The organism is Streptomyces sp. S465 (assembly GCF_026898115.1).
Taxonomy (GTDB): domain Bacteria; phylum Actinomycetota; class Actinomycetes; order Streptomycetales; family Streptomycetaceae; genus Streptomyces; species Streptomyces luomodiensis.
Genome location: NZ_CP114036.1, coordinates 9,346,231 through 9,366,383, shown reverse-complemented (window position 1 = coordinate 9,366,383; position 20,153 = coordinate 9,346,231). Strand labels below are relative to the sequence as shown.

Below are 20,153 nucleotides of genomic sequence, written 5' to 3'. Positions count from 1 at the left end.
CGCGGACGCAGCTCAAGCACACCCAAGCGCACCCGCCCACGCCACTCTGGACGCCTTCAGTCTCGACATCCCGGCCCGTGCCCCCGGACCCCCGATCGCATGTGCGTGGCGTGAAGAGAACCACATCGTATGTGATGCACGCCACATACATCAGAGAGTGAACTCCCCTACCTGATACTCCGGGGTTGCGGCGCATACCCGCCCGCTGGCTATTTGCGGAGTTTGCCAGCATTCTCCTGAGCTGCGAGTGGCGGCTTTCGGTCGAGCAGCGACATCCTCGACTGCACCCTGCATGCAGGGGTACCCGATCGCATCATTTTGTGCCTTGCCACTGTTACATGTTGACGGGTATTCACCTGTCCGTAACCTTGGATGAAGCACCGACCAACCGGAGCGTTTTCCTTCCTGCAATGAGTGGCGCCCTGTCAGAGGTGCCGAAATGGGTGCCGTCGAGGTCATCTCGACCTGCCAATTCGGCGCGCCGACACTTCCAGTCCGGGTTGCCGGGTAGCGAGAGGTGCGAATTGTGACTTCAATCGGGTATGCCCATCCTGCGATTTCCTTGAGGGACGGGGCGGTGGTCTGGATAACGGGGCTCGCAGAGTCGGGGAAGACGACGGTATCCAGGCGGCTCATCAACCGGCTCACCAGAGTGGGCATCAAGCCGGTGCACCTTGATGGCAACGCGGTCCGGGAGGCAGTGGGTACAGAGGGCCATGCCTTCGACCGAACCGGGCGCATGAGCATGGCCTTCACCTATGCCAGGTTCAGCCGCATGCTGTCTGATCAGGGGCATGTCGTGGTGTGTTCCACCATCTCACTCTTCCACGAGGTTCATTCGTGGAACCGGCGGCACATTCGGAATTATCTTGAGGTGCTCCTGGATGTTCCCATGCAAGAGTTGAAGAGGAGGGACAGCAAGGGCGTGTACGCGGGAGTGAAGAAAGGGGAAGTTGTCGGCGTCGACCTCGATCCGGAGTTTCCCGTGGCGCCGGATCTACGCATCGTCAACTTCTCCGGGACAACACCCGATGACGCCGCAGAACGCATCTATCGGGCGTGCAAGCACGACTCCTCAACGGGGTCATCACATCGGCATGAGAAAGGGAGCATATGACTGCCACACTCAAGCACGGTGACTTCACGAGCCTGGCCAAGGACTATTCCAAGTACCGGCAAGGCTACGCGCCCTCCGTCGTCTCCTCGTTGATCGGACTGCTCGGCGGGACAGCGGAAGCCTGTGACGCGGTCGATGTCGGCGCAGGGACCGGCATCTGGAGCAGGATGCTGGCGGAAGCAGGGTTCAGGTCTGTGACGGCGGTCGAACCGAACGACACGATGCGCGCCACCGGGGAACGCGACTCCGCCCACCTTGACATCCAATGGCGTGCCGGCCGAGGGGAACACACCGGTCTCCCGAAGGACTGCGCGGACTTGGTGAGCATGGCCTCGTCGTTCCACTGGGTCGATTTCGAAGCGGGAACACAGGAGTTCGCGCGCCTCTTACGGCCCGGTGGGTGGTTCGTGGCACTGTGGAATCCTCGCCACATAGAGGCCAGCCCGCTGCTCATGGACATCGAAGCCGAACTCACGCGACTCAAACCTGATATGAAACGGGTCACCTCCGCTCGCCAAGGTCTCATGGACGAACTCACAGACCGGCTGGCAAGCGCACCCGTCTTCGACGACTTGGTATTCCTGGAGGGGCGGCACCAGGTCAGTCAAACGGTCGAGGAGTACATCGGGGTGTGGCGTTCGGTGAACGATGTCCGAGTACAGCTCGGCGAGGAGAAGTTCGAGCGGTTCCTCGACTACGCCAGGGACCGCATCGGAGACGCCCGTACGGTCGAAACCACCTACCTCACCCGCGCTTGGGCGGCCCGGCGCCGTAGCGCCTGAGCACGGCAGCCGACGGCCATTGTCACCCGGCCACCGCAATCACCGGGCTGCGGGCCCGGGAAGATCGAGGACCATGTCTCTTTCTCGTCCCGAGCACGCAGCTCGTCCCCGGAAGGCGCTCTACCTCACGGCGCTGCTTGTGGTGACGAACTTCCTGGTGGTCTTCGACGGGCTGGTCGTCACCGTCGCGCTGCCCACCGTGCAACGCGGCTTCGACATGAGCCAGGTCGGTGCTCAGTGGGTCATGACGGCGTACATGCTCCCCCTGGGAGGCATGCTGCTGCTTGGCGGCCGGTGCGGCGACAGGTACGGCCGCCGACGCGTCCTGACCACCGGCCTCGGACTGTTCACCGTAGGCCTGATGCTCGCCGGACTCGCGCTCACACCCTGGCTGCTCCTCGTCGGCAGGGCCCTCCAGGGCGTGGGCGCGGCCCTGGCCGTTCCGACGTCCTTCGCGACCATCAGCAGCCGACCCGACGCGGGTGACCGCGACCGCACGTTCGCCGCGGTCGCGGTCGCAGGCGGGCTCGGTGCAGCAGGCGGAGCCGTCGTAGGCGGCGCGGTCATCCAAGGCCTTGGCTGGCGCTACGTCTTCCTGCTGTCCGTGCCTGTCGCGGCCTGCGCTTTCCTCTCCGCCCCGAAGCTTCTGCCTGGTCACCGGCCTCGCGGGCACCCCGACGGCTTGGACCTGCCAGGTGCGGCATTGTCCGTCGCCGGTCTCATGATCCTCGTCTACGGCATTGCCGGCGTTGAGCACGCCGGGTTGGCCTCGCCCGTCGTGTTGGGCTCCCTGGCGGGGTCAGTCCTCGTCTTCCTCATCTTCATCAGCCACGAACGCAAGGCAGCAGCGCCTTTGATCCGCCCAGAAGTACTGCACGTTCCCTCTTTCCGGACCTCGGCACTGGCCATGCCCGCCAATGAATTCTCCTACCAAGGCACTGTCTTTATCGGCCTTCTCTTCTTTCAACAGGCCCTCGGATACAGCCCACTGGCAGCTGGGCTGGCCTTCTGCCCCCTGGGTATCGTCGTCCTCGCCGGTTCCCCGCTGACAAAGCTATTGCTACGGCGCTACCGCTGGACGATCATCGCCTCGTGCGCCCAGTTCCTCAGCGCATGCGGATTCGTTCTTCTGGCGCTGGCTTCTCCCAGTGCGCGGTACGTGCCGCACATTTTGCCCGGTCTACTCATCCTCGGCCTTGGCACGGTCGTCGGAGCCGTTACCTTCAACGTCGCCGCGGGTAAGGATCTCTCGGCGAACGAAAAGGGCGTAGGCTATGGCCTCTTCGAAACAGCCAAGTACGTGGCAGGTGTTCTTGCCATTGCCTGTCTGGGGAGCATCGCCGCCGCCCGGACCGCCCACATGGACGCGGCTGACCAGGCAACGGCCCTGGCTGCCGGGTACCGCCTCGCTTTCCTTGTGGCCGCCGGTATCGCTGTCCTGGGTGGCCTGGTGACCGCCCTGCTGGGCGACGATCAAAAAGGGTCCGCGCGCGAACGGCCCGGTACCGTCCGCGCGCCACGCTCCCGAAGGGACGTCAGCTAACTCGAAACCACTCCTTCCAGGATAAAGCTGAAGGTGCAGCATGAGCGGAAAAGTCTACTACCTCCTGCACGGAATACAGGACCGATACAACGCCCTGTACCAGGAGAACATGAAATGCCTCGGCGCCGAGGACATCGCTGTGGCCAGCATCGGCGGCTCCGGGCAGTCTTTACTCGGCAACATCCTCCAGGAGGTGGGGCTCAACTACGCGGACCCGTACATCGAAGCCCTGCACGCTGACGGAACCAGCAGCCCGGTGCCCGCCTACAGCGACTATGCTCAAAGGCTCTCCGCGACAGCGGACCGGCACGGCGGTGAACGGCCCCTGCAGAAAGGACAATGGCCCCGCTTCTTCAAGACCCACCTGACGCCAGATTTCCTTGAGCAGCGCCCCCTCAAGGGGGTATGGATACTCGTGCGGGACCCGCGAGACTCCCTCTTCTCGTGGTACAAGTTCCGCACCAATTTCGCCAAAGACCCACTGGATATCGCATCAGGAACCTTCCATGCCTGGCTCGAACGCCCTGGACCAGCGGGGGTAAGCCGCCTTGCCGACTGGTCCATGTTCTATGAGCAGTGGGCAGATCGCCGCGCGGCCTTCCAGGTATCAACACTGACGACCTACGAAGACCTCAAACGTGAACCGGTTGCCACACTTCGGTCAAACTTCGAAGACCTCGGTGTCACCGTGCCCGACGACGCCATCTCGCGGGCGGTTGAGAAGAGCAGTTTCGAAAATATGCGCGCGCACGAATCCAAGTCCCAGGCGAAGCAGCCCGACCCCGTCGAGGGAAACACCAGAATCATGCGCAGTGGCACTCCCAACGAATGGCTCCAATGGATCACCCCCGAGCTTGAGCGCCAATTCATGAAAGGAGAAATGCCTGCGGTGGCCGAACGCTACGGATACGACCTCGCCCCTCAGCAACGGTCAGCAGGACGAGGATGGTCCTGAGCCGGACCGGCCCCGCACGAGCTGTTGGAACACCCGCTCCACCACCAACCCGCTGGAGGGGAACTGGGCACTGGCCATGATCGCCTACAAGCGCGTCGCGGCAGAACTCGCCAACGTCGCCGGGCAAGGTGAACCCATCCGCGTCGTCTCGCCCGGCTCCAGCAGTTCCATGAACTCGCGCTGGGCGGTGGCGACGTCGGTCTCCAAGGACTCCCTCACGCGGGCGGCAGCCGCGATCTGGGCGCGGCGAGCGCGCTGGAGGTGGATGACCTTGCGGCAGTTCTCGCACTCGCCGCCGGTATCACCGGGCCAGAGAGGCAGGTCTGGGCTACGTTCGCCTCTGCGACGGCTGCCCGGACGGGGGCGGTGCGGCCGCCATGTCCAGCAGGAGCATGGCGTCGTGGTCCGGGCTGCCGGGTTCGGCGGTGTAGATGCCCATGCGCTGGCCGGCGGTGCCTTCCAGAGCCATGCCCTGGAAGGCGAGGGTGATCATGCCGACCTGGGGGTGCTGGAAGGTCTTGGTGGTGATCTTGCGTCCGGTGACCTCGTAGCGCTCCCCCAGCCCGGCGAAGGCCGGGCTCTTCAGGAGAAGCTCACCGACGAGCCGCGTGAGGTCGGGGGCATCGGGGTCGGTCCGGCAAGGGCTCGCAGGCGGGCGACGCAGCCGCGGATCTGGCTGTCCCAATCGGGGAAGAGTTCGCGGGCCGCGGGGTGGAGGAAGAGGTAGCGAGCCCATCACCCACCGACACCCGGGATCCGGCAAGGGCATCAGCCCTCGCGGCCCCTGCCCCGACATCGGAGGCGCCACGCATGAGTGCGCGTCCCGGTGCCGGGGGCGACGGGGTCCTGTCAGTCGTGGTCCGGGTGCAGTCGGCGGTTGTTGCCGGAGCGCCCGATGTCCAGGGTCAGAAGCGAGGTCAGCGTGGTGCCGTTGTTCCAGAAGCCGAGCAGGTTGACGTCGATGAGCGTCAGGTCGTGCTTGGCGGCGAACGTGCGGGCGGGGCCGGTGAAGACGCAGGAGGCGACGAAGACGGGGACGTCGGCGCCGTGTTCGGCGCGGGCGGTGCCGTTGAACGTCTGGATGTCGCGGCTGCCGACCGTGCGATGCTTCGCATAACGCTTGCACTGAATGACGATCTTCCGTCCGTCGGGCAACCGGCCGATCACATCCGCGCCCAAGTCGCCGGCGCCGCCGACTCGTTCCACGTCGGTGCAGCCGTCGCGGCGGCACAGCTCGGCGATGTACTCCTCGAACTCGCGATCGTCCATGGCCCAGACTGCGTCCAGCGAACGGCGGGCCTGCCGCCGCTCTTCTTCGGCGAGCCGTGTTTTCTCGGCCTGTGCTTCACGGCGCCCGGCCCGTACCAGGACCGTGACGACGACCGCGGCGACCACCGCGGCACATACCCCCAGCAGCGTTGTCCCCATGCTTTCCTGCCCCTCCCCTGTCGCGGCGGTGTGCCGCCTTGTCGCTCCCCATCCAGCGGCGGGTCTACCCAGTGAGGTCGGCCAGGCAGCATTCGACGTTGCGGGCGCGGAACGCTCCGGTGTACGCGTCCGCCGGTCCCGGTGATGCCCGAGGAGGTGTGCCCTGGCGCCGCTGCGTGCCTTTCAGAGGTGGGCCGTCAGGCGGTACTCGGCACGGTCCTGCCAGCGGCTTCCGTCCCAGGTGATGAGGTGCACGGCCCGGACGTGGCAGCTCAGCGGCAGCCGCGGGGCCAGTTCGGTCTGCAGCGCGTCGTATGCGGCGTCCTGGGTGGCGGGGCCCTCGCTGTTGGCGACCGTCAGGTGCGGGGCGAGCCCGGCGCCGAATATCCCCCGGTAGGGCACCGCCTCGGGCCAGCGCCGGGTGAGGTCCTTCGTCAGCGCGGTCACGGGGCCGTGTGGCCATGGGTCGAGGTAGAGCACTCCAGGGAAGCGTCCGAAGGCGTCGAAACTGAGGGTGAAGGCCGCGTGCCCGGCGAAGAGGCCGGTCAGTTCGCGGTCGGTCGCGGCATCGATGCGGCTCTCGTGCAGGAACGGGTAAAGCACGGTCACATGGGCCGGGAAGCCGGCCCGGACCAGCGGATCGGCTGCGGGCACCTTGATGGTGAACGCGGTGTCGCCCGGCACATCCGGCCATCCCGAGGCCGCTCCCGCGCTCCCGGCGGCGTCTTCGTCTGCGCACATGGCCTGTCATGATCGCAGCCGCGGGTCCCGCGGGACAGCCACGGGAAGCGGAGAGCGGGAAAGGGCGTCGGTGTGACGCGGCGACGGGGTGGCGGGCGGTCACCCATGCGGTGCCGGTGTCCTCGGGAACGCACCCGTCATCCGGCGGAATGACGGCCCTGGATGACGGCGTTTCTCAGCCGACAGTGACGAAACCATGACGCAGCACATGGTGATCCACGTCACTCAGTGCTGCGCCCCGTCCTGGGTAGGTGCCCGCTGCACGTACCCAGGAAAGGGATCTCCATGCCGACAGTCCTCGACAGGCCGCCGACCAACGAGCCGAACCCGCGCACCGGGCGTTTCCTGCGCCGCCTCACCCTCGCCACCGGCGGTGGGATGTTCATCGACGGTTTCGTCTTCGCCTCCGTGGCCGCCGCCCTCGCCGGGAACGCCATGGCGCGTGACATCGGTATCACCGCCACCTGGAGCGCGCTGATCTCGGCCTCGACACTCGTCGGCACGTTCTTCGGCGGCCTGGGCCTGGGGTACGTCACCGACAAGGTCGGCCGGCGGCCGATGTTCACCATCGACCTCTCGGTCTTCCTGATCTGTTCGGTGCTGATGTTCTTCGTCACGTCGGCCTGGCACGTCTTCGTCCTGGGCCTGGTGATGGGACTGGCCGTCGGAGCGGACTACTCGATCGGTTCTCCGCTGCTGGCCGAGTTCTCACCCAGCGCCCGGCGCGGCCACTACCTGGGGATCCTGGAGATCCTCTGGAACGTCGGTTACGTGGTCGCCTACCTCATCGGCTACGTCATCAACACCAACTGGCCCGGGGCCTGGCACATCACCCTCGCCGCGAGCGCCGTGCCCGCGGCGCTGTGCCTGCTCGCCAGGCACGGCCTGCCCGAGTCGCCGCGCTGGCTGATGTCCAAGGGGCGCCGCGAGGAGGCCATCGCCATCATCGAGCGTGAACTGGACACCACCTCCGACAGCGATGGCTTTCACGCCGAAGAGCCCGCCAAGACCCGTTACCGCGAGCTGTTCTCGCCGGCCTACCTGCGGCGCACCGTTTTCGCCTGCACCTTCTGGATCTGCATCGTCCTGCCGTACTTCGCGCTGACCTTCTTCCAGCCCACCGTTCTCAGCGCGATCGGGCTCGGGGACAGCGCTCTGGCCGGCGCCCTGCTCGGCACGGTGATCGCCTTGCTCGGCGCGGCAACCGGCTGGTGGCTGGTCGACCGCGTGGGCCGCCGGACCATCCTCATCTGGCCGATGTTCGGCTGCGCTCTCGCCCTTTTCCTGGTCAGTCTGGGGCATGTGCTGCCGATATGGCTCGGCACCGTCTGCTTCTTCGGTTACCTCTACTCGTACGGGATCATGAGCATCCTCCCCGGCATCTACCCGGAGGAGGTCTTCCCCACCTCGATCCGCACGTCCGGCGTCGGCCTGTCCTCCGCGGCCAGCCGCGTCGGCGCCGCCGTCGGCACCTTCTTGCTGCCCCTGTCCCTGACCCACCTCGGACTGAGCTGGTCCATGTTCTTCATGGGCGTGGTCTCGCTGATCGGCGGCGTCACGTCGCTGATGTGGGCGCCGGAGACCAACGGCGCGAACCTCACCGACACCGGACACCGCGACGCGGACGCGGCGGGTTCGTGGTGGGGCAAGGGCACTCTGGCTCCGCAACTCCCCGGCAAGCGCCCGGCCGCCCCGTAACACCACGCGGCCTGAGCGATGCCGCAACAGCCACCCCGGTCGCCCGGTATCGCGACCGCGGATCCACCCGACGTTGCATCAGGTCACTGCCGTCCAGTTCCTCGACTACGTCATCCAGCGTCTGCCGCTCCAGGTCGAGGTCATCCAGACCGACAACGGCGCCGAGTTCCCAGTCCGCCTTCCACTGGCACGTGCTCAAGCACGTGCCGCCACTGACACCAAGCCGGCACATCGCAGGTCGGCGCGCCTCTGCAGGCCGCGGTCTCAGCCGGCTCCGGGCGCCGTGGGACCGTGCTCTACGGTCGCCTCCGCTGGGTCTGACGCCGCGGTGGGCCGCGCCGGCGTCCCGGACTCCGTGTGCTGGTGCGCCGACGAAGGCCGGACACCCCAGGGCAGCGTGCGGGCCGCCGGTTTCCGGCGACCCGCACGAGGTTGCCGGAGTTCAGCAGCTGTCTCCGACCGCATCCATCACCGCTCCGAACCCCAGGTCGCGTAGAGCCGGTCGCGCGTGGATGTGCCCTGGTTCGACGACGCCGACGTCTGCCTCGATCCGGGTGCGAGGTTCCGGGCCCGCGGCGGGCCCGGGACCCGACCGGGTCTCAGTGGCTGGTGTTGCCGGCGTTCCTGCTGTCCCGCTCCGGGGCGAATGTCATCCCCGGCCGGCCCGTCGTGCGCTGCGCGAGGACGGCGAGGCCCTGACGTCCGGTGCGTACGGTCGCGGTGAGCGTATCCCCGATGAGGGCGCCGGTGACGGGGATGAGTGCGGTACCCCGCGTCGGCAAAGCTACGACGCCGGCGCCGATCGACTCACACGCAGACCGGCCCTTGCCAGGGCGACAGCGCCCCTCAGGTCGCTTCCCCCGTACAGACGCAGGTATCTCATGAGGACGCGCACGCCCATTGACACCTCCATTTGCATCTACCTAACGTAAAGACTAGTCGTCTAGACATTTTTGCCCCTGCTGGGGTCTGACACGGAGGTGACGATGAAGTCGCAGACGTCTCAGTTGAAGGAAGCCCGCTACGAGTTGGTCGAAGTTCCCGAGCCGATGGGACCTGTCACCGTGACCGTGGACCGGCGTAAGGTGCTCGACTACGCCTACAGCGAGGACGACTTCGGGTCCTGGTACTTCGGAACCTCGCCGTTCGGCGGACCGGTGGGCCATCCTCTGGTCCTCGCCAACGACCTGCTCTTCCTGTTCTACGAGAACTACGACGGCAACACCGCCCAGGGCCTGCACACGCACGAGCACCTCACCTTCCACTCCCCCGTTGCGGTCGGCGAGACGGTCACCGTCGAAGGCGGCTACACACAGAAGTACGAGCGCCGCGGACAGGGTTACGTCGTCCTGGAGGCGGAGGCCCGCGGCGCCGACGGACGGCTGCTGGTGCGGCACGTCGGCAAGGAGATCATGCGGACGGTCGCCGGTGAGGTCACCGGGCGGAACCGCACGGCGGGCGAGGCACGGTCACGCACCGTGCTCGGCACCGTCGACCCGTCCGTCCGCCCCCTGGAGCGGGCCACACTCGACGCTCCCGAGCGCGCCGCGCTGCCCCGGCGCACCATCACCTTCACCCAGGACCAGATGTCCGTCTTCTCCTGGGCAGGCCGCGGCTACGCCAATGTGCACACCCACCCGGAGAAGGCCGCGGCCTCCGGCCTGGACCGCACGATCGTGCAGGCCCAGCAGCAGACCGGGTTCATCATCGCCAACCTGGTCGAGCTCTTCGGCACGACGTTCTTCACCTCCGGCGAAGTCGACCTCCGCTTCGTCTCCCCGGCCTTCGTCGGCGACGAGCTGACCACGAGCGGTGCCGTCGTCGGCGTCCGCGGTGACCGGCTGGAGCTGGAGGTCTGGGTGGACAAGGCCGACGGCACCCGCACCGCGCTCGGCTGGGCGTCGGCCCGCGTCAGTGACGATCCTGAGCGCCCTGCGCGCCTGGTCTGAGACCTCCGCCGACCGCCCAGCCAGTCAATGAGATCGACAACGGAGTCATCCATGGCGCAATCAGCTATCGCTCCTGTGGTCAACGAGCAGGAGCGCACCGCGCTCGCCAAACGCGCCGCCGTCGCCAGCCTCGTCGGCACGGCCGTCGAGTGGTACGACTACTTCATCTTCAGCACCGCGTCGGCCCTCGTCTTCGGCGACCTGTTCTTCCCCAACGAGGACGACCCGATCATGGGCACCCTCTCGGCCTTCGCCGTCTTCGGTGTCGGCTTCCTGGCCCGCCCCCTCGGCGGCATCGTCTTCGGCCACTTCGGCGACAAGGTCGGCCGCAAGGCCGCCCTGGTGACCACGCTCATGATGATGGGCGGTTCCACCTTCCTCATCGGGCTGATCCCCACAACCGGCCAGATCGGCGTCCTGGCCCCGATCCTGCTCGTCCTGATGCGGCTCATCCAGGGCTTCGGCGTCGGCGGCGAGTGGGGCGGCGCGTCCTTGGTCGCCGTCGAGTACGCCCCGGCGGACAAACGCGGTGCGTACGGCAGTTTTCCGCAGATCGGCAACGCCGTCGGCCTCGTGCTGTCCACGGCCGTCTTCGCGCTGGTGTCGATGCTCCCCGAGGACCAGCTCTTCAGCTGGGGCTGGCGACTGCCCTTCCTGCTCAGTGCCGTGCTCATCGCTGTCGGGCTGTTCATCCGGTTCAGACTCACCGAGACGCCGGCCTTCCAGGCGGCGCAGGAGGAGCTGGAGCAGCAGTCCGCCGAGCAGGCGAAGGAGCGGATGCCGATCGCCGAGCTGTTCAGGCGGTTCAAGCGGCCGCTGCTGCTGGCCATGGGGATGCGCCTGGGCGAGGCGGTCTTCGGTTACATCATCCTCACCATCGGGCTGACCTTCGCCGAGAACTACACCGACATCCCGCGCACCCATGTGCTGGTGGCGAGCAGCGTCGCCGCCGCGTTCGCCATCTACACCTACTACTTCTTCGGCAAGCTGTCCGACCGGATCGGCCGGCGCGCGGTCTTCATTCTCGGCTCGGTCGCCGGACTGATCGTCATCTTCCCCTTCTTCTGGATCCTCGACGCCGACGCCCTGGTGCTGACGTACGTGATCTACACGGTGGCGTACGCGATCGGCGTGGGCGCCGTCTACGGCGTTGAACCGGCTTTCTTCGCCGAGCTGTTCAGCACCAAGACGCGCTACACGGGCCTGTCGCTGTCCGCGCAGATCCCGAGCGTCCTCATCGGTCTGTGGCCACTGGCCTCGACCGCCCTGCTGGCCGCGACCGACGGCGACCCCTGGCCGATCGCCTTGATCACGGTCGTATGCCTGCTGATCGGGCTGGTGTGCGCGGTGCTGGCGCCCGAGACCAACAAGGCCGACATGACGCGTGTCGGCGCACCGACCGAGGAGGCACGATGACGCCGTCGTCCCTGCGCCCCTGGCGGGACCTGACCGACCCGCGCCGGGCCGCCACCGCCGGCGACCTCGAAGCCGGGCTGAAGGAGCCCGAGTTCGAGAACCTGGAGATCCCCGAGGACCTCGGCACCGTACGGGTGGTGGTCGACGACCACAAGATCAAGCGGTACGCCTTCACACACGACGACCACCACCCCTGGGCCCTCGCCGGGAGTCCCTACTTCGGCGGGAAGCGGGTGGGGCAGGCGGCGCTGCTGGGCAACGACCTGGTGCAGCTGTTCACCCTCGTCTACGCGGGCAGCAAGGTCGTCGGCTACCACACCGAGGAACAGATGTGGTTCGACAGCCCGGCGGCGCTGGACGAGGTGGTCACGCTGCACGGCACCTACACCGAGGCCTACGAGCGCCGCGGTGAAGGCTACGTCGTCATGGAGGCCACGGCCACCGGCGAGGACGGGCGCAGCATCGTGCGCCACCGCGGTGTCGAGATCCTCAAGACCAACCCCGGCGCCATCGGCGGCCGCGGCTCGGCGAAGCCCGGACGCCGGGTGACCGGCGAGGTCCCGCCGGACGCGCGGGTCGTCGACACGATCGGCCCGGACATCCGCGCCGGCGACGTGCTCGCACCGCTGCACAAGACGGTGACCGCCGAGCAGGCCGCGGTGTTCAGCCGTATCGGCGAGTACGTGCGCAACATCCACAACGATATCGACGTGGCCCGCGCGGGCGGTCTGCGGATGCCGATCGTGCAGGGCCAGCAGCAGTTCGGCGTCCTGGCCCAGCTGCTCACCCTCCGTTCCGGGCCCACGTTCCTGACCTCCGGGTGGCTGCGGCTGAAGTTCCTCGTCCCGCTGGACGTGTTCGAGCCGTTCACCTCGACCGGCGTCGTCACCGCTGTCACCCCGGTCGACGACGGCCTCCGTGTCGACCTGGAGGTGTGGGTCCGCCGCGACACCGACAACCGCCTCATGACGGCCGGCTGGGCCGCCGTCACCGTTCCCGCGTCCTGACCCACCGAACCGACCGCCCCCCACCGATACAGAAAGCGGACCTCGCAGATGACCACTTCCAAGACCGGCGGCCAGGTCGTCGTCGACATGCTGACGTCCCTGGGCGTCGAGTACGTCTTCGGAGTCGTCGGCGGCCAGACCCTCGCCATCACCGACGCCATCATCGACACCCCCGGCATCCAGCTGATCCACACCCGGCACGAGAACGCCGCCGCCGTGATGATGGACGCCTACGGCCGGCTCACCGGCAAGCCCGCGGCCTGCATCTCCACCACCGGCCCCGGTGCCACCAACCTGCTCACCGGCGTCGGCGGCGCCTACCGCGACTCCAGCCCCGGATTCGTCATCACCTGCAACAACAACGGCGAGAACATCCACAAGGACGACGCCCAGAACGCCGACCACGTCGAGCTGGTCAAGCCGCTGGTGAAGTACTCCCGCCTGGTGGCGCACGCCTCCTCCATCAAGCAGGCGATGGAAGAGGCCTATGTCAACGCTCTCACCGGCAACCCCGGTCCGGTGCATCTGGACTTCGCCCGCGACACCATCGAGGGCCGGGTCGAGAACCCGCCGACGGTGCCCGATGTACACCCGAGCCGCGCCTGGGTCACCGAGCGGCCCTCGGCCAACCCGGCCGCCCTGGCCCGGGTCGCCGAACGGGTGCTGCGTGCCCAGCGGCCGGTCATCTGGCTGGGCAACGGCGGCAACCGGGCCCGCGCGAGCGAGGATGTCCTGGCACTCGCCGACGCCCTGGGCATCCCGGTCGTCACCACCTTCAACGGCATCGGCTCCGTGCCGACCACGCACCCTCTGGTGTTCGGTGCCGTCAGCCGCATGGGAACCGCGCTCTCCAGTGACGTCATCGGCGACGCCGACCTGGTGCTCGCGCTGGGCAACAGCCTCAACGCCGTATCCACCACCCGCTGGCGGCGCGCGCTCCCCGAGATCGTCCAGGTCGACGTCGACCCGACGATGATCGGACGCTACTACTCCGAGATCACCCAGGGCGTGGTGAGCGACCTGGGCTCCTTCGCCCGTGACCTGGTCACTGCCACCGCCGGCCAGGCGGAGCGGGCCAAGGCCGGGCGCGCCGAGTGGATCGCGGCACTGGACAAGGCCCGCACCCAGTGGTGGCGGGAGAGCGATGTGGTGGACGGCGGCGCCGAGGGGCCCCTGTCCCCGGCCGACATCGTCCGTTCGCTGCGTGAGGTGGCCCCCGAGGACACCCTGCTGATCCCGGACGCCGGCAACCCGGGCGTCTGGTCGTTCCTGTGGGAGATCCAGCGGCCGAACAGCTACATCAAGCCCGTCGGCTTCGGCAACATGGGTTTCGCGCTGCCCTCGGCGATCGCGGCCTCGCTGATCGACCCTCAGCGCCCCGTGCTCGCACTGATCGGCGACGGCTCCCTCGGCATGAGCCTGGGCGAGGTGGAGACGCTGGCTCGCGTCGGCGGCAATGTCTGCGTCGTCGTGCTCAACGACTCCAGCTACGGCAACATCCGCCAGGAACAGGAACTGCACTTCAACGGCCGGACGGCCGGCGTCGACTTCGGCCCCGTCGACTTCGGCATGGCGGCCCGCGCGCTGGGCGTGCCCGGCGAGGTCGTCACCAGCCTGCCCACATTGCGCCGGCGCGTCGCCGACGCCTTCGCGGCGGGCACCCCGGTGGTCCTCGACGTGCCGATCGACCGCGACGTCAACGCCTGGACGTTCCCGGCGTTCACGGCCCGCGAGAAGTAACCGGACGAGAGAAGCAGGAGGTGACAGCGTCAATGGCGAACGGGACCGCCGCGCCCCTGAGCGGCGTGAAGGTGCTCGACCTCTCGCGGTTCATCGCGGGCCCGCTGTGCGCGCAGATCCTGGCCGACTTCGGCGCCGAGGTGGTCAAGGTCGAGCGTCCGAACGGTGAGGACTCCCGGCACCACGGGCCGTACCACCAGGGCGAGAGCATCTACATGTTCCTCTACCACCGGAACAAGTACGACGCGTCCCTGGACACCCGTCACCCGGAGGCGCTCGGCATCCTGGAGCGGCTCATCGAGTGGGCGGACGTCGTGGTGGAGAACTACCGCCCCGGCACGATCGAGAAGATGGGCATCGGCTACGAGCGGATGAAGGAGCTGAACCCGGACATCATCCTGGTGTCCATCTCCGGGTTCGGCCAGACCGGTCCGGACTCGCGCCGGGCCCTGTTCGACGCGATCTCGCAGGCGTCCTCGGGCCTGATGAGCATGACCGGCGAGCCTGACGGCAAGCCCACCCTCAGCGGCACGTACATCGCCGACTACACCACGGGATACCAGGGCGCGATCGGGGCGCTGATGGCGATCCTGCATCGGGAACGCACCGGTGAGGGGCAGCTGGTGGACGTCGCGTCCTTCGACACGATGTTCTCCGCGCTCGGTGTCCGCCTGATGTCCCAGCTGATGCTGGGCCAGGACATGCCCCGCAGCGGTTCCCGCGACCTGCTGACCGCCCCGGTCAACGTCTACGAGGCCGCCGACGGCCCCATCTACATCCAGGCCGGCACCGCGTCTTTGTTTCCGAAGCTGTGCGCCGTGATGGAGCGGCCAGACCTGGCCGGCGACCCGCGCTTCGCCACCGTCGAGGGCCGGATGGCGCACCAGGAGTTCCTGGAGGGCGAGATCGGCGCGTGGGCGGCCGAGCGCACCACGGGGGACATCGCGGCGGTACTCGACGAGGTGGGCGTGCCCTACGCCAAGGTGGCCTCGGTCGCGGAGGTCGCCGCGTCACCGCAGATCGCCGCCCGCGGCATGATCGTGGAGGCGGAGCACCCCGAACTGGGTACGATTCGGATGCCCGGCAACCCCGTCAAAATGGAAAAGACCCCGTCCACGGTTCGCAAGGCCCCGCCGAGGGTCGGAGAGGACAACGCGTACGTGTACCAGGAGATCCTGGGTATGTCCGCAGAGGACTTGGACCGCTTGCGGGAGTCAGGAGCGATCTGAATCATGTCGCGCGCACCCAGGTATCAGGTGATCTACGACGACCTGGTCTCCCAGATCCGCTCCGGCGCCCTTGCCCCCGGCGCCCGGCTGCCCGGCGAGACCGACCTCGCCAAACAGTACGGCGTCAGCCGGATGACGGTGCGTCAGGCCCTGGATCTGCTCGACTCGGAGCGGTTCGTCGTACGACGGCAGGGAAGCGGCACGTTCGTCAGTGATCACGCCGAACACGGGCGGCGGCTCAACCGGCTGCGGTCCTTCGCCGACGAGGTCGAGGGCGACGGTGGGACCGCGTCCTCGCGGGTGATCCGCAACGAGACCGCGCCCGCGCCGGCCGAGGTGGCCGAAGTCTTCGGCGCCGCGAAGGGCGACAGGGCCAACCGGCTCATCCGAGTCCGTCTCATCAGCGGCACACCCGCCGCGCTCCAGGATGCCTGGGTGCCCTACTCGGTGGCACCGTCGCTGTCCCGCGAACCACTGCTCGACGGGTCCCTCTACCGCACACTGACCGAGCGCTTCGGGGTCGAACTGCGCCACGCCGACCAGTCCATGGCGGCCACCCTGCTCACCGCCGAGCAGGCGGAACTGCTGGACACCGCGCCGGGCGGGGCCGCGCTGGAGGTGCGCCGCACCACCTACGGCTCGCGCGGCGAGATCGTCGAGTTCACCACGAGCTGGACGCTGCCCGCGTTCCCGTTCCTGCTGCGGATCGATGCCGAATGAGCGCACACGTCATCGCGGTGGACGTCGGCACCTCGGCCGTCCGGGCCGCGCTCGTGGACTCCGCGGGCCATATCGTCTCCCAGCAGCGCATCAGCCGTGTCTCAGGGCTCGGCGGCGACACCTTCGACGCCGCGGCGCTGGACAAGGACGTACGGGCGGCACTTTCGGGCGTGTCCGGCGGACCGGCACCCGCGGCCCTGGCCGTCGCCGCCCACATCGGCACCGTCGCCGTCGACTCGGCCCTCATGCCCGTGGGCCGCAGCAGCGGCTGGGCCGACTCCGTCGGCGTGTCCCAGCTGACCGCACTCGACGACGGAGCAGTGCGCCGGCTCCTGCACACCGCGGGCAGGCCGACGCTCACCGGCGGTGCCCTGGCCTATCTCCTGGGCATGGACCCGAAGTCCATGCCGCGGGTGCACGCCGTACTGTCCCCCAAGGACTTCCTGGTCGCTCGGCTGACCGGCCGGCTCACCTCGGACACCATCAGCGCCGCGTACACCCTGGCCTCCGATGTGCGCCGCCGTGCCTGGAACCTCGATGTGCTGCGTGCGGCGGACCTCGACTCCGCGCTGCTGCCTGAGCAGGCGGAGCCGGCGTCGGTGGTCGGTGCCCTCACCGAGGAGGCCGCCACCGCAACCGGACTGCCCGCCGGGCTCCCCGTGGTAGCGGGTGGTCCGGACGGCTCGGTGGGTATGGGACTGCTGCTCGGTACGGACGAGGACATCATCGCCGACGTGGCGGGCACGACTGACGTCGTCGGACGCCTGCTGCCGCGGGGCGGGGACGTACCGGACGGTGCCGTGCTCAACCCGTCCGTGCTGCCCGGCCGCTTCGTCGCCGGCGGGGCCACCGGCCTCACCGGGGGTGCTGTCGCCCAATGGCGTTCCCTGGTCGGCACGGTCGACGACGAGCGGCTCGCCGCGCTTCCGCCGGGCGCGCACGGGCTGGTGATTCTGCCGGCCATGACCGGCGCCCGGTTCCCCGACTGGCGGCCCGGCGCCCGCGGCGCGGTCCTCGGTCAGCGTCCCGAGCATGACGCCGCCTGCATCCTGCGGGCGGCTCAGGAAGCGGCGTCCTTCACCGTACGCGACGGGCTGGACCGGCTCGATCCGTCGGGCAGGCTGCCGGTCGCCTTCGCCGGCGGTTCCTCTCGCAGCGCCCACGTGGCACAACTACGTGCCGACATCCTCGCCCGACCGCTGCTGGTCTCACCGCAACCGGACGTGACGTTGCTCGGCGCCGCGGCCCTGGCCTTCCTCGGCTGCTCCGCGGCCACCAGTCTGGACGCCCTCCGCTCCCGGCTCATCGGCACCCTGCGCAGGGTCGAGCCCGACGACGCCCGCGCCGCGCAGTACGCACGGCTGCACACCCGCTGGCGCCACCTGCGCGACGCGACAGACGCGGCTTACGCGGAGGGCTTTGCGAACTGCGGATGAGCGCGTGCGACCCGGCTGACGGGCTGTCGGCCACGGCCACGCCTGCTCGGCACCATCGCACTGATGGCCGCCTCACGGGTCCTGCTGGGTGCGGGCATCCATCTGAAACCGCTCGCTGTCGTAGCCGTACCCTGTAGGGCGTCCCTTTCGCCGCATCACCGGTGACAGACGGCTTGTCGAGACCTGGGAACACCCCGCCCCGGCCCGCACCAGGAGCGGTCAGTCCCACGGGATGGTAAGCCAGGGGCTGGCAGGGTCGGTGGTGAGGACGCGGTGCGCGGTGAGCATGTCCTCGTACCATCTGCCGAATTCCTCCTCGTCGAAGTGCAGACAGCGTCCGAGGATGTAGGCGGCGGAGAATTCTCGCCAGGAGCGATAGTTCTGGCGGCAAGCGCGGCCGGCGGCGACCACGGCCTGTTCAGCCTCCTGGGGCGTGCAGTAGCGGGTGGACAGGCCCCACCGGGCCATGGCGGAGGCCCGCCCGTAGTCCCACGCTTCCACGGAACGGACGAAGGCGTTGTCGGCCAGCAGGCCGTCCGCGCGGAACCGGGCCTCGTAGCGGGCGATCCGCCCGATGAGTCGCTGCACTCCGGCGACCTGGGCCTCGACTTCGGCGGCGCTGCCAGGGCGTGCCGGGAGGACCCCGTCGGGGGTGAGCCGGGGCTCTGCTGCCTCCGCGGCGGCGTGGCGCAGTACGCGCTCGGCGACCTGCCGCCAGTGGTCCAGCTCGACCGCCCCCGCGAAGTCCTGGGCGAGGGAGCGGCGAATGCCCAGCGCGAACTCCCACACCGGGCTGACCATGTCGGCGTCGAGCAGGCGTTTTTGGGTGCTGACCCACTCCTCCCGGCAGGTCACCCCCCACCACTCCTTGAGTCTGCGCTTCTCCTGGTTGTACCCCATGCCGTGGTGGGCCATGGAGTTCCACAACTCGCCGTTCTTGACGAAGAGCAGTGCCGCGCACGCCAGGCCGTGTGCGACCGGACCTTGGGAGGGGCCGCCCACGGCCAGGCCGCGGAGCCGGCCGTGCGGGTGGGCGTGGTCGCAGCCACCGGTGCCGCCGTCACGGTCGTCGGCGTGCCGTCGCCAGACGGCCCTGGCCTCCGGGGTGGCGGCGGGGAGATAGGCTTCGCAGGGAGTACCGGGGTTGATGGCGATCCAAGGTGCTTCCTCCTCGTCCCAGATGCTCGCGTACCACTCCAGCGTCATGGACTGGAAGACCAGCTCCGGATCGAGCGGCGGAAGAATTCCCTCCGTGAACAGGGCCAGGTATTCGGCGCGCAGATGAGGGTTCCACTGCGGGGTGAAGCGGACGGTGTCGGGGTGGGCGTCAGCGCGCGCCCGCCGGTCGGCGAAGAACAGGTCCGCATGGCCCGCCACATCGAGATATCCGGTCCAGTCGCCGCGCGACTTCGCCTCCAGCAACTGCTGCTCGATGGCACTGGGCGGCTGCCACCTCTGCCAGTCCCACGCCTGCCACCCCCACACCGGCTGCTGTACGACAGACTTGTTCGTCTTCCACAACCCCATGCCGGACACGATATCTGTCGCGCGATCAGCGTCATCGTGGCGGGTTTCCTTGCCGGACGCGGCAGACGACGGTATCCGCGGCCTTGTCGTGGAGGCACTGCCGGTAGGGCCGGTCCCAGGCGCACCGCAACAGGTTGACGACCCCCAGGACCGGTATGGCGCACCCGATCAGGACACAGGCCCAGCGCCACAGCGCCCGGCCGAAGCCCAGCCCGCCACCGTCGTCCCGCCTGACGACCCGCAGCCCACACAGCCATTTGCCCAGCGTGGCCCCGTACACCGTGGTCAACACCGGCTCGTACCCGGCCACCACCACGATGAAGAGCAACGTGAAGCCGCCCCCGGCGTAGTCGGTGAGCACATTCGCCAGGAACACCGCGGCCATCAGGACACCGATGTCGAGCACGCGGGCGGCCAGGCGGGCACCGAAACGGCCCAGCGCATCCTCATCCGGCCCGGCACTCCGGCGCTCGCCCACGTAGGGGACGCTGCGCCAGTCGGGATAGCCGTACGGGCTGTCCGTGAACTGCTGTTGAAGCTCCACGCACATGATCTAACAGCAGTGGCCGACCGGGTCACAAACGGGGCTCCCGAACGACCCGGCGGGGGTTGGCAGCAGCGGCCGGGAGCGCGCGGATGACCGCCGGGCACCGGCGGGCAGGTTTGGGGCCCGAGGGCTCAGCCAGGTGCGTACGGGAACTGACGTGGGGCCGCGGCCGACCATCTAGCCATGACAAGCAAACCCAAGCACCCTCGAACAGCCGCCGTGTCCCGGCGCACTGTCCTCGGGACCGGCATGGCCGCTGCGGCTGCGCTGCCGCTCGCCGCCAGTGCGGCGGCAGCGTCCGCGTCGCAATCCGACATC

At 68.5% G+C, this 20,153-nt stretch carries 16 protein-coding genes and 2 pseudogenes; 13 read left to right on the top strand and 5 right to left on the bottom strand.

Going from position 1 to position 20,153, the window contains the following annotated elements:
* Window positions 1-577 precede the first annotated feature (577 nt).
* The 4 genes from N6H00_RS39285 to N6H00_RS39270 all read left to right on the top strand — a co-directional run bounded on the left by N6H00_RS39285 (window position 578) and on the right by N6H00_RS39270 (window position 4,397).
* Window positions 578-1,117, top strand: a complete 540-nt coding sequence (locus N6H00_RS39285) for an adenylyl-sulfate kinase (RefSeq protein WP_268976691.1) — start codon at window positions 578-580, stop codon at window positions 1,115-1,117.
* Window positions 1,114-1,899: a class I SAM-dependent methyltransferase gene (locus N6H00_RS39280; RefSeq protein WP_268976690.1), complete on the top strand. Its 786-nt coding sequence runs from the start codon at window positions 1,114-1,116 to the stop codon at window positions 1,897-1,899. The genes N6H00_RS39285 and N6H00_RS39280 overlap by 4 nt, the downstream gene beginning before the upstream one ends.
* Window positions 1,900-1,972: 73 nt before the next feature.
* Window positions 1,973-3,442, top strand: coding sequence for an MFS transporter (locus N6H00_RS39275; RefSeq protein ID WP_268976689.1), 1,470 nt, complete (start codon window positions 1,973-1,975; stop codon window positions 3,440-3,442).
* A 40-nt stretch (window positions 3,443-3,482) separates the two neighbouring features.
* Window positions 3,483-4,397: a sulfotransferase domain-containing protein gene (locus N6H00_RS39270; protein ID WP_268976688.1), complete on the top strand. Its 915-nt coding sequence runs from the start codon at window positions 3,483-3,485 to the stop codon at window positions 4,395-4,397.
* A gap of 328 nt (window positions 4,398-4,725) precedes the next feature.
* Here the strand turns inward: N6H00_RS39270 and N6H00_RS39265 are convergent.
* The 3 genes and pseudogenes from N6H00_RS39265 to N6H00_RS39255 form a co-directional block, all read right to left on the bottom strand.
* Window positions 4,726-5,129: pseudogene (locus N6H00_RS39265) on the bottom strand (MmyB family transcriptional regulator); the annotation flags it as partial.
* Between the two features lie 117 nt (window positions 5,130-5,246).
* Window positions 5,247-5,825 (bottom strand): restriction endonuclease, encoded by a 579-nt coding sequence (locus N6H00_RS39260; protein ID WP_268976687.1) that lies wholly within the window; start codon window positions 5,823-5,825, stop codon window positions 5,247-5,249.
* Window positions 5,826-6,008: 183 nt separating this feature from the next.
* Complete coding sequence (locus N6H00_RS39255) at window positions 6,009-6,566, bottom strand: 2'-5' RNA ligase family protein (RefSeq protein ID WP_268976686.1); 558 nt, start codon at window positions 6,564-6,566, stop codon at window positions 6,009-6,011.
* Between the two features lie 285 nt (window positions 6,567-6,851).
* On the opposite strand from N6H00_RS39255, the gene N6H00_RS39250 reads away from it, so the two are divergent.
* The 9 genes and pseudogenes from N6H00_RS39250 (at window position 6,852) to N6H00_RS39210 (ending at window position 17,761) form a co-directional block, all read left to right on the top strand.
* On the top strand, window positions 6,852-8,264 hold the full coding sequence (locus N6H00_RS39250; protein WP_268976685.1) for an MFS transporter: 1,413 nt from the start codon (window positions 6,852-6,854) through the stop codon (window positions 8,262-8,264).
* 58 nt (window positions 8,265-8,322) lie between these two features.
* Window positions 8,323-8,485, top strand: a pseudogene (locus N6H00_RS40705) (IS481 family transposase); the annotation flags it as partial.
* A gap of 765 nt (window positions 8,486-9,250) precedes the next feature.
* Complete coding sequence (locus tag N6H00_RS39240; RefSeq protein ID WP_268976684.1) at window positions 9,251-10,213, top strand: MaoC family dehydratase; 963 nt, start codon at window positions 9,251-9,253, stop codon at window positions 10,211-10,213.
* A 51-nt stretch (window positions 10,214-10,264) separates the two neighbouring features.
* The gene (locus N6H00_RS39235; protein ID WP_268976683.1) at window positions 10,265-11,629 is read left to right on the top strand and encodes an MFS transporter; all 1,365 of its coding nucleotides are present in this window, start codon (window positions 10,265-10,267) and stop codon (window positions 11,627-11,629) included.
* A complete protein-coding gene (locus tag N6H00_RS39230; protein ID WP_268976682.1) occupies window positions 11,626-12,636 on the top strand; it encodes a hypothetical protein in 1,011 nt (336 codons plus the stop codon). The genes N6H00_RS39235 and N6H00_RS39230 overlap by 4 nt, the downstream gene beginning before the upstream one ends.
* A gap of 48 nt (window positions 12,637-12,684) precedes the next feature.
* Window positions 12,685-14,376: a thiamine pyrophosphate-binding protein gene (locus N6H00_RS39225; protein WP_268976681.1), complete on the top strand. Its 1,692-nt coding sequence runs from the start codon at window positions 12,685-12,687 to the stop codon at window positions 14,374-14,376.
* Window positions 14,377-14,408: 32 nt separating this feature from the next.
* Window positions 14,409-15,605: a CaiB/BaiF CoA transferase family protein gene (locus N6H00_RS39220; protein WP_268976680.1), complete on the top strand. Its 1,197-nt coding sequence runs from the start codon at window positions 14,409-14,411 to the stop codon at window positions 15,603-15,605.
* A gap of 3 nt (window positions 15,606-15,608) precedes the next feature.
* Window positions 15,609-16,325 (top strand): GntR family transcriptional regulator, encoded by a 717-nt coding sequence (locus N6H00_RS39215; protein ID WP_268976679.1) that lies wholly within the window; start codon window positions 15,609-15,611, stop codon window positions 16,323-16,325.
* Window positions 16,322-17,761, top strand: coding sequence for a xylulokinase (locus N6H00_RS39210; RefSeq protein WP_268976678.1), 1,440 nt, complete (start codon window positions 16,322-16,324; stop codon window positions 17,759-17,761). Before N6H00_RS39215 ends, N6H00_RS39210 begins: the two co-directional genes overlap by 4 nt.
* Window positions 17,762-17,980: 219 nt before the next feature.
* Here N6H00_RS39210 and N6H00_RS39205 read toward each other — a convergent pair whose 3' ends face one another.
* Together N6H00_RS39205 and N6H00_RS39200 are read right to left on the bottom strand one after the other, a co-directional pair.
* On the bottom strand, window positions 17,981-19,288 hold the full coding sequence (locus tag N6H00_RS39205; RefSeq protein WP_268976677.1) for a DUF1266 domain-containing protein: 1,308 nt from the start codon (window positions 19,286-19,288) through the stop codon (window positions 17,981-17,983).
* A 31-nt stretch (window positions 19,289-19,319) separates the two neighbouring features.
* On the bottom strand, window positions 19,320-19,832 hold the full coding sequence (locus tag N6H00_RS39200; RefSeq protein ID WP_268976676.1) for an RDD family protein: 513 nt from the start codon (window positions 19,830-19,832) through the stop codon (window positions 19,320-19,322).
* Window positions 19,833-20,153 lie beyond the last annotated feature (321 nt).